Consider the following 14,765-nt stretch of genomic DNA (forward strand, 5'->3'; position numbering starts at 1 on the left):
GTGTCCGTGGAACTTTGGCAGCAGTGCGTGGAGCTTCTGCGCGACGAGCTGCCGTCCCAGCAATTCAACACCTGGATCCGACCTTTGCAGGTCGAGGCCGAGGGTGAGGAGCTGCGCGTCTACGCACCCAATCGCTTCGTACTCGACTGGGTCAACGAGAAGTACATGGGTCGCATGCTCGAGCTGCTGAGCGAGCGCGGTAATGGCCAGATCCCAGCGATCTCGCTGCTGATCGGCAGCCGCCGTAGTCGTACACCGCGCCCCGCCCTGGTGCCGACGCCACAAGTAAGTGTGCAGGCCGCACCGGTAGCCGCAGCTCCGGCGCCGGTCGTCGCACCGGCACCCGTGCCCGTGCCCGAGCCTCAGCCGATCCAGGCTGTGCCGGTTCAGACCATTGTCGATCTCGACGAATCCAGCCCGGGCATCGATCCGATGGCTGCTGTCATGCCGGCGGCCGCAGCCGTGCGCACTGAGCGTACCGTGCAGGTAGAAGGTGCGCTCAAGCACACCAGCTATCTCAATCGTACCTTCACCTTCGAGAACTTCGTCGAAGGTAAATCCAACCAGTTGGCCCGCGCGGCAGCCTGGCAGGTGGCAGACAACCTCAAGCATGGTTACAACCCGCTCTTCCTTTATGGCGGCGTCGGTCTGGGCAAGACCCACCTGATGCACGCTGTGGGTAACCATCTGCTGAAGAAGAACCCCAATGCCAAGGTTGTATACCTGCATTCGGAGCGCTTCGTCGCGGACATGGTAAAAGCGCTGCAATTGAACGCTATCAATGAATTCAAACGCTTCTACCGCTCGGTCGATGCGCTGCTGATCGACGATATCCAGTTCTTTGCCCGCAAGGAGCGCTCCCAGGAAGAGTTCTTCCACACCTTCAACGCCCTTCTTGAAGGCGGCCAGCAGGTCATCCTGACCAGTGACCGTTACCCGAAGGAAATCGAAGGCTTGGAAGAGCGCCTGAAGTCGCGCTTCGGCTGGGGGCTGACGGTGGCCGTGGAACCGCCGGAACTCGAAACTCGCGTGGCCATCCTGATGAAGAAGGCCGAGCAGGCCAAGGTCGAATTGCCGCACGATGCTGCATTTTTCATCGCCCAGCGCATCCGCTCCAACGTGCGTGAACTGGAAGGTGCGCTCAAGCGCGTGATCGCTCACTCGCACTTCATGGGGCGGCCGATCACCATCGAGCTGATCCGCGAGTCGCTGAAGGATCTGCTGGCCCTGCAGGACAAGCTGGTCAGCATCGACAACATCCAGCGCACCGTCGCCGAGTACTACAAGATCAAGATCGCCGACCTGCTGTCCAAGCGCCGTTCGCGTTCGGTGGCTCGTCCGCGGCAGGTCGCCATGGCACTGTCCAAGGAACTGACCAACCACAGCCTGCCGGAAATCGGCGTGGCCTTCGGCGGTCGGGATCACACCACGGTGCTGCACGCCTGTCGTAAGATCGCTCAACTCAAGGAATCCGACGCGGATATCCGCGAGGACTACAAGAACCTGCTGCGTACTCTGACCACCTGACGCAGCCTCACGAGGCAAGGGACTAGACCATGCATTTCACTATTCAACGCGAAGCTCTGTTGAAACCCCTGCAGCTGGTCGCTGGCGTCGTCGAGCGCCGCCAGACGCTGCCGGTTCTTTCCAACGTCCTGCTGGTCGTCGAAGGTCAGCAGCTGTCGCTGACCGGCACCGATCTCGAAGTCGAACTGGTGGGACGCGTCACGCTGGAAGATGCTGCCGAGCCGGGCGAAATCACCGTGCCCGCGCGCAAGCTGATGGACATCTGCAAGAGCCTGCCCAGCGATGCCGTGATCGATATCCGCGTCGACGAGCAGAAGCTCCTGGTGAAAGCCGGCCGTAGCCGCTTCACCCTTTCCACCCTGCCGGCCAACGACTTCCCCACTGTGGAAGAAGGCCCCGGCTCGCTGACCTTCAGCCTGGTGCAGAGCAAGCTGCGTCGTCTGATCGACCGCACCAGCTTCGCCATGGCGCAGCAGGATGTCCGCTACTATTTGAACGGCATGTTGCTGGAAGTGGGCGGCGGCACGCTCCGCGCCGTGGCCACCGACGGCCACCGCCTCGCCATGTGCTCGCTGAGCAACGGCGTGCCGGAAGCACAGGATCGTCACCAGGTGATTGTGCCGCGCAAAGGCATCCTCGAACTGGCGCGCCTGCTCACCGAGCAGGACGGCGAGGTTTCCATCGTCCTGGGCCAGCATCACATTCGCGCCACCACGGGCGAATTCACCTTTACCTCCAAGCTGGTGGACGGCAAGTTCCCTGATTACGAGCGTGTACTGCCCAAGGGCGGCGACAAGCTGGTACTCGGTGATCGGCAGGTGCTGCGCGAAGCCTTCAGCCGTACTGCGATTCTGTCGAACGAGAAGTATCGCGGTATTCGCCTGCAGCTCTCCAATGGCCTCCTGAAAATCCAGGCGAACAACCCGGAGCAGGAAGAAGCGGAGGAAGAAGTGCAGGTCGACTACAACGGCGGCAGCCTGGAAATCGGCTTCAACGTCAGCTATCTGCTGGACGTCCTGGGTGTCATGGGTACCGAGCAGGTGCGCATGATTCTCTCCGACTCCAACAGCAGTGCGCTGTTGCAGGAAGCGGACAACGACGACTCTGCCTACGTCGTCATGCCGATGCGCCTCTGACGCGTATCGATGTCCCTTACCCGCCTTTCGGTCACCGCGGTGCGTAACCTGCACCCGGTGACCTTCTCCCCCTCCCCCCGCATCAACATCCTCTACGGCGAAAATGGCAGCGGCAAGACCAGTGTGCTGGAGGCCATCTACTTGCTTGGCCTCGCCCGCTCCTTCCGCAGCATGCGCCTCCAGCCTGTCATCCAGTACGAAGAGCCGGCTTGCACGGTGTTCGGGCAGGTGCGTCTAGGCAATGGTTTCGATAGCAGTCTCGGAGTTTCTCGGGATCGCCAGGGCGAGTTCCAGATTCGTGTCGACGGGCAGAATGCTCGCAGCGCCGCGCAGCTTGCCGAGACCCTGCCGCTGCAGTTGATCAACCCGGATAGCTTTCGCCTGCTCGAGGGCGCGCCGAAGATTCGTCGACAGTTCCTGGATTGGGGAGTGTTCCACGTGGAACAACGCTTCATGGTCGCCTGGCAGAGACTGCAGAAGGCCCTGCGGCAGCGGAACTCGTGGCTCCGGCATGGTAAACTGGACGGTGCTTCGCAGGCTGCGTGGGACCGCGAGTTGTGTGCGGCGAGCGACGAAATCGACGGCTATCGGCGGTCCTATATTCAGGCGCTCAAACCTCAGTTCGAGCGGACTCTGGCGGAGCTGATCCAGATCGACGATCTGACGCTCAGCTACTACCGGGGATGGGACAAGGACCGCGATCTGAGTGAAGTACTGTCTTCCAGTCTGTTGCGCGATCAGCAGATGGGGCATACCCAGGCCGGACCGCAACGGGCTGATTTGAGAATTCGTCTTGGGGGACACAACGCCGCGGAGATACTGTCCCGCGGCCAACAAAAGCTGGTGGTCTGCGCGTTGCGGATCGCCCAGGGGCACTTGATCAACCAGGCCAAGCGCGGGCAATGCGTCTACCTGGTAGATGACCTCCCCTCCGAACTGGATGAGAAGCATCGGTTGTCTTTGTGCCGGCTTCTCGAAGATCTGGGTTGCCAGGTATTCATCACCTGTGTCGACCCGCACTTATTGAAAGACGGCTGGCAAACGGAAACGCCGGTGTCGATGTTCCACGTGGAACATGGGCGCGTCTCTCAGGACACTACCATCGGGAGTGAAGAATGAGCGAGAACACCTACGACTCTTCCAGTATCAAGGTACTGAAGGGGCTGGATGCCGTACGTAAGCGTCCGGGCATGTACATCGGTGATACCGACGACGGCACTGGCCTGCACCACATGGTCTTCGAGGTCGTGGACAACTCGATCGACGAAGCGCTGGCGGGCTACTGCAGCGAGATCAGCATCACCATTCACACCGATGAATCCATCACCGTGCGCGACAACGGCCGCGGTATTCCGGTGGATATCCACAAGGAAGAAGGGGTCTCCGCGGCCGAGGTCATCATGACCGTCCTTCACGCCGGCGGTAAGTTCGACGACAACAGCTACAAGGTCTCCGGCGGCCTGCACGGTGTGGGGGTGTCGGTGGTGAACGCCCTCTCCCACGAGCTGCGCCTGACCATTCGCCGTGAAGGCAAGGTCTGGGAGCAGGTCTACCATCATGGCGTCCCGCAGTTCCCGCTGCGCCCGGTCGGTGACACCGATGGCTCGGGTACTGAGGTGCACTTCAAGCCGTCCCCGGAAACCTTCCATAACATCCACTTCAGCTGGGACATCCTGGCCAAGCGGATCCGTGAGCTGTCTTTCCTGAACTCCGGCGTCGGCATAGTCCTGCGTGACGAGCGTGCCGGCAAGGAAGAGCTGTTCAAGTACGAAGGCGGCCTGCGCGCATTCGTCGAGTACCTGAACACCAACAAGACTGCGGTGAACCAGGTCTTCCACTTCAACTGCCAACGCGAAGAAGATGGCGTCGGCGTCGAAGTTGCCTTGCAGTGGAACGACAGCTTCAACGAGAACATCCTCTGCTTCACCAACAACATTCCCCAGCGTGACGGTGGTACCCACCTGGCGGGCTTCCGTTCCGCCCTCACCCGCCACCTGAACAACTACATCGAGCAGGAAGGCCTGGCGAAGAAGTTCAAGATCGCCACCACTGGCGACGACGCCCGTGAAGGTCTGACCGCGATTATTTCGGTGAAGGTGCCGGATCCGAAATTCAGCTCGCAGACCAAGGACAAGCTGGTTTCTTCGGAGGTGAAGACCGCCGTGGAGCAGGAGATGGGCAAGTACTTCGCCGACTTCCTGCTGGAGAACCCGAACGAAGCCAAGGCTGTTGTTGGCAAGATGATCGATGCCGCCCGCGCCCGCGAGGCCGCACGCAAGGCCCGTGAGATGACCCGCCGCAAGGGTGCGCTGGACATCGCCGGCCTCCCGGGCAAGCTCGCCGACTGCCAGGAAAAGGATCCCGCTCTCTCCGAACTGTACATCGTGGAAGGTGACTCCGCGGGCGGTTCTGCGAAGCAGGGCCGTAACCGCAAGACCCAGGCGATCCTGCCGCTCAAGGGCAAGATTCTCAACGTCGAGAAAGCCCGCTTCGACAAGATGCTGTCCTCCCAGGAGGTCGGCACGCTGATCACCGCGCTGGGTTGCGGTATCGGTCGCGAGGAGTACAACATCGACAAGCTGCGTTACCACAACATCATCATCATGACCGATGCTGACGTCGACGGTTCGCACATCCGTACCTTGCTGTTGACCTTCTTCTTCCGTCAGCTGCCGGAGCTGGTCGAGCGAGGTTACATCTATATTGCCCAGCCGCCGCTGTACAAGGTGAAGCGTGGCAAGCAGGAGCAGTACATCAAGGACGACGTGGCCATGGAGGAGTACATGACCCAGTCGGCCCTCGAAGAGGCCAGCGTGCACGTCAACGAAAGCGCCCCGGGCTTGTCCGGCGAAGCGCTGGAGAAGCTGGTCAACGAGTATCGCGGTGTCATGCGTACCCTCTCCCGCCTGTCCCGTCTGTACCCGCAGGACCTGACCGAGCACTTCATCTACCTGCCGCGTATCGAAGCTGACAAGCTGGGTGACGAGGCCACCATGCAGGCCTGGGTCGAGCAGTTCCAGGCGCGCCTGAAGGCTGTCGAGAAGTCCGGCCTGACCTACAAGGTCAGCCTGCGCGAAGACCGCGAGCGCCACCTGTGGCTGCCGGAAGTCGAGATGGTCGCTCACGGTCTCTCGAACTACGTCACCTTCAACCGCGACTTCTTCGCCAGCAACGATTACCGCGCGGTCACCGAGCTGGGCGGCAAGCTGAACAGCCTGCTGGAAGACGGCGCCTATGTGCAGAAGGGCGAGCGCAAGAAGAGCGTCAGCAGCTTCAAGGAAGCACTGGACTGGCTGATGACCGAAGGCACCAAGCGCCATAGCATCCAGCGATACAAAGGTCTGGGCGAGATGAACCCGGATCAGCTGTGGGAAACCACCATGGACCCGAACGTGCGCCGCATGTTGAAGGTCACCATCGAGGATGCCATCGCTGCCGACCAGCTGTTCAACACCCTGATGGGCGATGCCGTGGAGCCGCGCCGCGACTTCATCGAAAGCAACGCCCTGGCGGTGTCCAACCTGGACGTCTGATCTGCAAGCAAAAAGAAAGGGCCCTTCGGGGCCCTTTTCTTTTGTCTGCGGGAAAGCGCTGAGTCAGGACGCCTCGGCCACCGATTGAGGTGTGGCATCGGTCGGCAGCTCGCCCATCTCGCGCAGGGTCTGAGCCACCCAGTTCTCGGCGCGCTGGTTCAGATCGGTGATGGCGCGTGCGCCCTCGCCTTCGGCGTACATCGCTGGGCCGATCACCACCTGGATGGTGCCGGGGTATTTCGCCCAGCCGTTCTTCGGCCAGCAGTGCCCGGCGTTGTGGGCGATCGGCAGTACGGGCAGGTTGGCGTTGACTGCCAGCGCGGCGCCCCCGCGGGAGAACTTGCCGATCTGGCCGGTGGGTACGCGGGTACCTTCCGGGAAGATCAGCACCCAGGCGCCCTGCTTCAGGCGCTCGTCGCCCTGCTTGGCCATCTGCTTGAGGGCGACCTTGGGCTGGTCGCGGTTGATGGCGATGGGCTTGAGCAACGCCATGGCCCAGCCGAAGAACGGCACGAACAGCAGCTCGCGCTTGAGCACCTGAGCCAGAGGCTCGAAGTAGCCGGTGAGGAAGAAGGTCTCCCAGGTGCTCTGGTGCTTGGAGAGGATCACGCAGGGCCGGTCCGGGATGTTCTCCACGCCCTTGAGTTCGTAGCGCACGCCGACCATCCACGAAGCCAGCCAGACGGCGAACTTGCACCAGGCCTGGGCGACGAAACGGTAACGCGCGCGGAACGGCAGGAAGGGCGCGATGAGCAGGCTGAGGGTACCCCAGACGAAAGCGCTGGACGACAGCAGCAGGTAGAAGAGAACGGTTCTGATGGCCTGCACTATCGACATGGGGGATGGATCCTCAGGAAAGAAGTTGGTCGGCGACTGCCGCCAGATCGTCGAAAACCAGCGTGCCTTCGGGCAACGGCTTGGCCAGGGTACGTTCGCCTTTGCCGGTCTTTACCAACACGGGCTGACAATCGACGGCCAGCGCGGCGTCCAGGTCACCCCGGCTGTCACCGACGAACCAGATCCCATGCAACTCGGCGCCGTAGTGCTGGGCAATCTGCAGCAGCATACCGGGTTTCGGCTTGCGGCAGTCGCAACCCTCGTCGGGGCCGTGGGGACAGTAGACGACCAGGCCGACTTCACCACCCTGCTCCGCCACCAGCTCGCGCAGGCGCTGGTGCATGCTTTCCAGGGTGGCGAGGTCGTAGTAGCCACGGGCGATGCCCGACTGGTTGGTGGCCACGGCGACCGTCCAGCCGGCTTTGCTCAGGCGGGCGATGGCAGTGATCGCGCTGGGGATCGGTATCCACTCGTCGAGGGATTTGATGTAGGCGTCGGAGTCCTGGTTGATGACACCGTCGCGGTCGAGGATCAGTAGCTTCATGAGTGATTCGACAAGTCAGACGCTTTCGATAAGGCGGAAATGAAAAAGCCGGGAGTTCGTCACGGCGAACCGTTGCGAACTCCCGGCTTTCAGGCGGGCATCAACCCAGCAGCGAGATGTCGGCGACGCCGAGGAACAGCCCGCGCAGCTTGGCCAGCAGCGCGTAGCGGTTGGCCTTCACGGCGCTGTCGTCCGCGTTGACCAGGACTTCCTCGAAGAAGGCATCCACCGGCGCGCGCAGGGCCGCCAGATGGGCCAGCGCAGCGCGATAGTCGCGAGCCTCTGCCAGTGGAGCCACTTCAGCTTCGGCAGCTGCTACGGCGCTGCCAAGGGCCTTCTCGGCGGCCTCGGCGAACAGCCCGGCATTGACGGTCGCAGGCACGTCGCCTTCGGCCTTGGCCAGGATGTTCGATACGCGCTTGTTGGCGGCGGCGAGGGCTTCGGCTTCGGGCAGTTGACGGAAGGCCTGGACGGCCTGCACGCGCTGATCGAAATCCAGCGGCGCGGTCGGCTTGAGCGCGCGCACGGCCTGGTACACCGCCACGTCGACGCCTTCGTCCTCGTAACGGGCACGCAGACGGTCGAAGACGAAGTCCTGCACCTGCTCGGACAGGCCCTCGGCTTTCACCTTGTCGCCGTACTGCGTCACGGCCACGCCGATGGCGTCGACCAGGTCCAGGTCCAGCTGCTTCTCGATGAGGATGCGCAGTACGCCCAGGGCGGCACGACGGAGGGCATATGGGTCCTTGCTGCCGGTGGGCAGCATGCCGATGCCGAAGATGCCGACCAGCGTGTCGAGCTTGTCGGCCACCGCCACTGCGGCGCCGGTCAGGGTGCTCGGCAGTTCGGCGCCAGCGCCTCGCGGCATGTACTGTTCGTTCAGCGCCAGGGCGACATCCTTGGCCTCGCCACCGGCAGTGGCGTAGTAGTAACCGGCGATGCCCTGCATCTCCGGGAACTCGCCGACCATTTCGGTGGCCAGGTCGCACTTGGAGAGGATGCCGGCGCGGGCGGCGTTGGTCGCGTCACCGCCGATGCGCGCGGCGATATAGGCGGCCAGCTTTGAAACGCGCTCGGCCTTTTCAAAGACGGTGCCAAGTTGGGCCTGGAACACCACGTTCTTCAGACGGGCGTTGAAGGCTTCCAGCGGCTGCTTCTGGTCCTGCTTGAAGAAGAACTCGGCGTCGGTCAGGCGCGGGCGCACGACCTTCTCGTTGCCGGAAACGATGTGCTCCGGCGCCTTGCTCTCGACGTTGGCCACGGTGATGAAGCGCGGCAGCAGCTTGCCGTTGGCGTCCAGCAGGCAGAAGTACTTCTGGTTGTCCTGCATGGTGGTGATCAGGGCTTCCTGCGGCACGGCGAGGAAACGCTCCTCGAAGGAGCACACCAGCGGGACCGGCCACTCGACCAGCGCGGTCACTTCGTCCAGCAGGTCGGCCGGAACGATGGCGCTGCCCTTCTGTTCGGCCGCCAGTTCGGCGACGCGCCTGGAGATGATCTCGCGGCGTTCGGCGAAGTCGGCCAGCACATGGGCGCTGCGCAGGTCTTCCAGGTAGTTGGCCGGTGCGGAGATGCGCACGTTGGCCGGGTTATGGAAGCGGTGGCCGCGGGATTCGCGGCCGGCCTTCCGGGTGAGGATTTCGCAGTCGACGATGTCGTCGCCGAACAGCATCACCAGCCACTGGGTCGGACGCACGAACTCTTCACGGCGAGCCGCCCAGCGCATGCGCTTGGGAATCGGCAGGTCGTTCAGCGAGGCTTCGACGATGCCCGGCAGCAGGCCCGCGGCCGGCTGGCCGGCAATGGTCTGGCTGAACTTGAGCTTCGGGCCGCTCTTGTCGATCTGCTCCAGATCCACGCCGCATTTCTTGGCGAAGCCGAGGGCGGCCTGGGTCGGGTTGCCGCTGGCGTCGAAGGCAGCCTGCAGCGGCGGGCCGTCGAGATTCACGGTGCGGTCGGGCTGCTGCACGGCGAGCTGGTCGATCTGCACGGCCAGGCGGCGCGGCGCAGCGTAGCAGCGCGCGGCGGAGTAGGTCAGGCCGGCGGCCTTGAGGCCCTTCTCGATGCCGGCCAGGAAGGCTTCACCGAGGCTTTTCAGCGCCTTGGGTGGCAGCTCTTCGGTGCCCAGTTCGACGAGGAAATCCTTCGCGCTCATTATTCGGCCTCCTTCAGCTTGGCCAGTACTTCGTCACGCAGTTCGGCGGTGGCCATCGGGAAGCCGAGGCGGGCGCGGGCTTGCAGGTAGCTCTGCGCCACGGCGCGGGCCAGGGTGCGTACGCGCAGGATGTAGCGCTGACGCTCGGTCACCGAGATGGCGCGGCGGGCGTCCAGCAGGTTGAAGGTGTGCGAGGCCTTGAGGACCATCTCGTAGGTCGGCAGCGGCAGCTGCAGCTCGATCAGGCGGTTGGCTTCGCTTTCGTAGAAGTCGAACAGCTCGAAGAGTTTCTCGACGTTGGCGTGCTCGAAGTTGTAGGTCGACTGCTCCACCTCGTTCTGGTGGAACACATCGCCGTAGGTCACCTTGCCGAACGGGCCGTCGGCCCAGACCAGGTCGTACACCGAGTCGACGCCCTGGATGTACATGGCCAGGCGTTCCAGGCCGTAGGTGATCTCACCGGTGACCGGGTAGCACTCGATGCCGCCGACCTGCTGGAAGTAGGTGAACTGGGTGACTTCCATGCCGTTCAGCCAGATTTCCCAGCCCAGGCCCCAGGCGCCGAGGGTCGGCGATTCCCAGTTGTCCTCGACGAAACGGATGTCATGCACCAGCGGGTCAATGCCGATGGCTTGCAGCGAGCCCAGGTACAGCTCCTGGAAGTTTTCCGGGTTGGGCTTGAGGACCACCTGGAACTGGTAGTAGTGCTGCAGGCGGTTGGGGTTCTCGCCGTAACGGCCGTCAGTGGGACGGCGGCTGGGTTGCACGTACGCCGCGTTCCAGGTTTCCGGGCCCACGGCGCGGAGGAAGGTGGCGGTGTGGAAGGTGCCGGCGCCTACTTCCATGTCGTAGGGCTGCAGCACCACACAGCCCTGATCGGCCCAGTATTTTTGCAGGGCGAGGATCAGGTCCTGGAAGGTGGGCACGGCGGGCGTAGTCTGGCTCACGAATTTCACCTGTGCTGGATATGCGACTAAAACCCGGCAGTATACCCCAAGACGCTTGCAGCTTGGGCTTCACAGCGCTTTTTGAGCGACCGTTTGCACCCTGCAGAAGACACAAAAACCAGGCGGATGACTGTATTTTTGTACAGCATTCTGTCTATAGTCAGGACCTCTCCGTCTCGAAGGCCGACTGCCATGCCCCGCTGCTTCTGGTGTAACGACGATCCGCTGTACATCGCCTACCACGATGCCGAGTGGGGAGTACCCCAGCGTGACGGTCGCGCGCTGTTCGAGATGCTGATCCTCGAGGGCGCCCAGGCCGGTCTGTCGTGGATCACTGTGCTGAAGAAGCGCGAGCGCTACCGTGAGGTGCTGTTCGGCTTCGATCCGGAGCGTCTGGCGCGCATGACCGACGAGGAAATCGAGGTACGCATGCAGGACCCCGGCATCATCCGCAACTTCGCCAAGCTCAAGGCGGCGCGGCAGAACGCCCAGGCCTGGCTGAAGCTGGAGGACCCGGTGGGCTTCCTCTGGTCCTTCGTCGGCGGCCAGCCCAAGGTCAACCACTTCAGCGGCCGCGGCGACGTGCCCGCGGTGACGGCGGAGGCCGAGGCCATGAGCAAGGCGCTGCGCAAGGCGGGCTTCAACTTCGTCGGCCCGACCATCTGCTATGCCTTCATGCAGGCCACCGGCATGGTGATGGACCACACCGTCGACTGTGACCGCTACGCCCAACTGACCCGCGCCTAAGGCAGCGGGCTGGCCACCGTGACCGCCTGCCAGGGCCCGGCGGAGCGGCCGGACAGCGCCGACCAATACCAGGCCGAGGTATCGGAGAAGGACTGGCCGGCAGCGTCCTCGATGTAGTCGCAGACCAGCAGCCGCAGCCCCTCGCGCGTCACCACGAAACAGCGTTGCAGGCCTTGCGCACCAGGGCGCTGGCGAAGCTGTGTCTGCTCGATGCGATAACCCAGCGCGCGGAAGCAATCCTCCGCCGGATGCAGCTTGCGGGTCGGTCGCAACACCTGGCGCAGCACGATGCTGCGCTGGCCATCGGTGAAGCGGCCGAGTTGGCCCGGGAAGTCCTCAGCGAAGCGTTGCTCCACCGGCGAAAGCGCCAGCGGGCGCAAGGTACGACCTTCGAACTGCACCGGCCATTCATGGGCGACTCGAGCTGCCTCCGACGCAGTGGGCGCCGGCGCCAGCAACGGCCAGAGCGCTGCCAGCAGCAGGGTGGCAAGCAGACTGCTGGCGACTCGTGCCGAAGGATCAGCCTGCGCAGTCTCGATCGATGCCGACAGCACAAAGGCGCGCCGACCGATCACCCGGAAGATCATCCCGCAGACCCCGGCGAATACCACCAGCCCGACTGCCTCGTGCGCCCAGCCGGGAAATCCGCTCGCCCGGCTCTCGCCCCACACCAGCACTGTGTTGCGCAGGAGATTGCCGCCCAGCACCAGCAGCCCCACCAGCGGCAGGCGCTGCAGCAGCAGGCGGTCCGGCAACCGCAGCCAGGCTGCCAGCGCGCAGGCGGTGAAGTACCCGACCCAGGCCATCTGGATACCCGAGCAGGGCGCATCGACCATCACCCACTGGCCCTCCACCAGCAGCGCACTGCCCTGCCGTTCCACCGTCCAGCTGCCCAGGCGCAGCAGCCATGCGCTGACCTCGGCCGTGACCACACGCAGCGGATAACCGATGAAGAACTGCAGCGAAGACAGCAGCGGCAGCGACAGCACGCCCAGCCCCAGCCAAGCCAGCCAGGACTGGCCGGGGGCGCGCAGGCTGAGGATCACCAGCAGCAACGCCAGCACCGAGAGCAACCCGCGCAGCAGCGGCGGCAGGATCGACTGAGACAGCGCCGCGACGATCAGCAGCATCGCTGCGCTGCCCAGCCAGCGCAGGCGCGGTTGCGTGCGCAGGCTGGCGCGGTCGCGCCAGAGCACCAGGCCGAGTGCGACCAAGGCAATGATGCCCAGCGGATCATCCGAGCCATCGGCGAGGCGCCGCGCCGCCCACAGCCAGCTGGGCCAGGCCGCCAGCGCGGCGAACAGCAGCCAGCTCCAGCCGGGCAGGCGACGGATCATGCCGCCTTCCTCCGCCAGTACCAGGCGCCCAGTGCGGCGAGCAGCAACATGCCCCATACGCCCGGTTCCGGCGTACCGGGCACCGTGCTGCCGATGGCGCTGTTGTTGACGCCCTGGGGCATCGGCAGCGGTTGATCGACCGTCCTGGTCGCCTGCGGATCGGGATTGCGCACCTGCTGGTCGACGGCGATGAACGAGGTGTAGGGCGTGAGCAGCTGGTAGTTCAGGCCGAGGTCGAGGATCTGCGTGCTGAACCCGAAGCCACCGTCGAGCGCCTCCTGGTCCATCAGGGTGGCAAGCCGTTGGCGTGCCCACAGGTGGGCGAGCGCACCGCCGTTGTCGGTGAGGTTGCCGGTGCTGATCGGCAGTCGTACCTGGAACGGACCCTCGGCAGCATGGGCGTCGAGACGCAGTTCGCCGCGCGGCTCGCCCTTCCACTTGCCGAACAGCACCAGTGGGCGGTTGGCGAACAGGTCGGGCAGCTGCAGTGGCTCGACGTCATAGACGTCGAGGCCTTCGAAGCGGGCGTGGATGCCCTTGAGCAGTGGGCTGTCGATCATCTTGCGCAAGCGCTGCGCTGCCTTGCCCGCCTCCGCGTCATCGGTCACCACGAAGGGCTCTCCCTGCCCTGCCCGCGCCAGGCCTTCGATCAGGCTGCGGTTCACCGCGCTACCGATCCCGAAGGCGAACATGTTGGCCTTGCTCAGGTTCTCGCGTACCAGCTGGTAGGCACTGCTCTCGATGGTGACGTAGCCGTCGGTGACCACCACGAAGCTGCGCGAGCGCTCCGGATCCGTGGGCATGGCCAGTGCCTCGCGCAGTGCCGGCATCAATTCGGTACCGCCGGAACCGACCTGGCTGTCCAGCAGCTCGATGGCAAGGCGGATGTTTTCCGGCGTGGCGGCCAGCGAATGTTCCGCCAGATTGCGGTTGTCGCCGGCGAACAGCAGCAGGTTGAAGGTATCGCTGGGGCGCAGGCGGCCGATCAGGTCGCGCAGCAAGGTCTTGGTGGTGTTCAGCGGGAAGCCGTTCATGGAGCCGGAGACGTCGACCACGAAGACGTAATCGCGCGGCACGATGAGCCGGGAATCCGGTGCGCGAGGCGGGGCGACCATGGCGAGGAAGAAGTTCTCCTGCTCGCCGCGCGACAGCAGCAGTCCGCTTTGCACGGCGTCACCGCCGAGCTGGTAATCGAGGATGAAGTCGCGGTTGCTGACAGTGGCATCGTCAGCCGCTATGCGCACGGTTGCGCGCTGGCCGTCACGCTGGATCGTCAGGCGATGGGAGGGCGACGCGATCTCGGCGATATGCACCGGCGCCAGCAGTTCGACCTGCAGGTCGAACCGGGTGCCGGAAGGCTCCCCGGCCGGCAGGTACGGCGACTCGATCCACTGTTGCTTGCCGCTGCCGGACTCATCGCGACCGTTGTAACGCGGCCCGACCACTGTGGGATACATGAACTGGAAGCGGCCGTCGGTGGGCACCAGCAGCTCGCTGTAGCGCAGCTCCACCTGCACCACGTCGCCGGGGAGGATGTTGGCGACGTTCATCTGGAACACGTTCTCGCGCTCCTGCTCCAGCAGCGCGGCGGTCTTGCCGTCCTGCCTGGCCTGCTGGTACTCGGCCTTGGCCTTCTGCTTCTCGCGGATCTGCGCCTGGATCACCCGGTCGCCCAGGCGCACGGTCATGCCGTGGACGGCAGCGCGGGTCGAGGCGGGGAACACATAGCGCGCCTCCAGTGGCGTCTTGCCCTGGTTGCGGTATTCCTGGGTCACCGTCACCTCGGCAATGTTGCCCAGCACGCGGGCGTCGACGCGGGTCGCCTTGAGCGGCAGGGCGTCGACGGCCGGATCGGCGTTGTCGACGAAGAAGTAGGGACTCGAACTGCTGTCATCCGAGCGGCTGTCGTCGGCAGCCAGCGCCGCCAGGCTGGCGCTCATCGCCAGCAACAGGCAGCACAGCCGTGCAAGGAAGGTTGGGGTACACATCGCGGGCCTCCGGG

At 64.1% G+C, this 14,765-nt stretch carries 10 protein-coding genes and 1 pseudogene; 5 read left to right on the top strand and 6 right to left on the bottom strand.

Features of this window, described 5'->3' with window-relative positions; genetic code table 11:
- From dnaA to gyrB, 4 genes and pseudogenes are all read left to right on the top strand, one after another.
- On the top strand, positions 1-1,527 hold the full coding sequence (dnaA, locus tag AC1ZV1_RS00005) for a chromosomal replication initiator protein DnaA (protein ID WP_484294973.1): 1,527 nt from the start codon (positions 1-3) through the stop codon (positions 1,525-1,527).
- A gap of 29 nt (positions 1,528-1,556) precedes the next feature.
- On the top strand, positions 1,557-2,663 hold the full coding sequence (dnaN, locus tag AC1ZV1_RS00010) for a DNA polymerase III subunit beta (RefSeq protein WP_017518853.1): 1,107 nt from the start codon (positions 1,557-1,559) through the stop codon (positions 2,661-2,663).
- A 9-nt stretch (positions 2,664-2,672) separates the two neighbouring features.
- Positions 2,673-3,775: pseudogene (recF, locus tag AC1ZV1_RS00015) on the top strand (DNA replication/repair protein RecF).
- 3 nt (positions 3,776-3,778) lie between these two features.
- Positions 3,779-6,196, top strand: a complete 2,418-nt coding sequence (gene gyrB / locus AC1ZV1_RS00020; RefSeq protein WP_484294974.1) for a DNA topoisomerase (ATP-hydrolyzing) subunit B — start codon at positions 3,779-3,781, stop codon at positions 6,194-6,196.
- A 63-nt stretch (positions 6,197-6,259) separates the two neighbouring features.
- Here gyrB and AC1ZV1_RS00025 read toward each other — a convergent pair whose 3' ends face one another.
- The 4 genes from AC1ZV1_RS00025 to glyQ form a co-directional block, all read right to left on the bottom strand.
- On the bottom strand, positions 6,260-7,033 hold the full coding sequence (locus AC1ZV1_RS00025; protein WP_484294975.1) for a lysophospholipid acyltransferase family protein: 774 nt from the start codon (positions 7,031-7,033) through the stop codon (positions 6,260-6,262).
- 13 nt (positions 7,034-7,046) lie between these two features.
- Positions 7,047-7,577, bottom strand: coding sequence for a D-glycero-beta-D-manno-heptose 1,7-bisphosphate 7-phosphatase (gmhB, locus tag AC1ZV1_RS00030; RefSeq protein WP_484294976.1), 531 nt, complete (start codon positions 7,575-7,577; stop codon positions 7,047-7,049).
- Between the two features lie 100 nt (positions 7,578-7,677).
- Positions 7,678-9,732 (bottom strand): glycine--tRNA ligase subunit beta, encoded by a 2,055-nt coding sequence (gene glyS / locus AC1ZV1_RS00035; protein WP_484294977.1) that lies wholly within the window; start codon positions 9,730-9,732, stop codon positions 7,678-7,680.
- Positions 9,732-10,679: a glycine--tRNA ligase subunit alpha gene (glyQ, locus tag AC1ZV1_RS00040; RefSeq protein ID WP_253441723.1), complete on the bottom strand. Its 948-nt coding sequence runs from the start codon at positions 10,677-10,679 to the stop codon at positions 9,732-9,734. Before glyQ ends, glyS begins: the two co-directional genes overlap by 1 nt.
- 192 nt (positions 10,680-10,871) lie before the next feature.
- Here glyQ and AC1ZV1_RS00045 point away from each other — a divergent pair, with 192 nt between their 5' ends.
- Positions 10,872-11,426 carry a DNA-3-methyladenine glycosylase I gene (locus AC1ZV1_RS00045; protein WP_484294978.1) on the top strand — a complete coding sequence of 185 codons (555 nt, stop codon included), beginning with the start codon at positions 10,872-10,874 and terminating at the stop codon, positions 11,424-11,426.
- On the opposite strand, the gene xrtQ is transcribed toward AC1ZV1_RS00045, so the two are convergent.
- Positions 11,423-12,763, bottom strand: a complete 1,341-nt coding sequence (xrtQ, locus tag AC1ZV1_RS00050) for an exosortase Q (RefSeq protein WP_484294979.1) — start codon at positions 12,761-12,763, stop codon at positions 11,423-11,425. The genes AC1ZV1_RS00045 and xrtQ overlap by 4 nt on opposite strands.
- Entirely contained in the window at positions 12,760-14,751 is a 1,992-nt protein-coding gene (locus AC1ZV1_RS00055) for a VIT and vWA domain-containing protein (protein WP_484294980.1), read from the bottom strand. The genes xrtQ and AC1ZV1_RS00055 overlap by 4 nt, the downstream gene beginning before the upstream one ends.
- Positions 14,752-14,765: the final 14 nt, after the last annotated feature.

This window comes from Pseudomonas sp. BB438 (genome assembly GCF_057180225.1).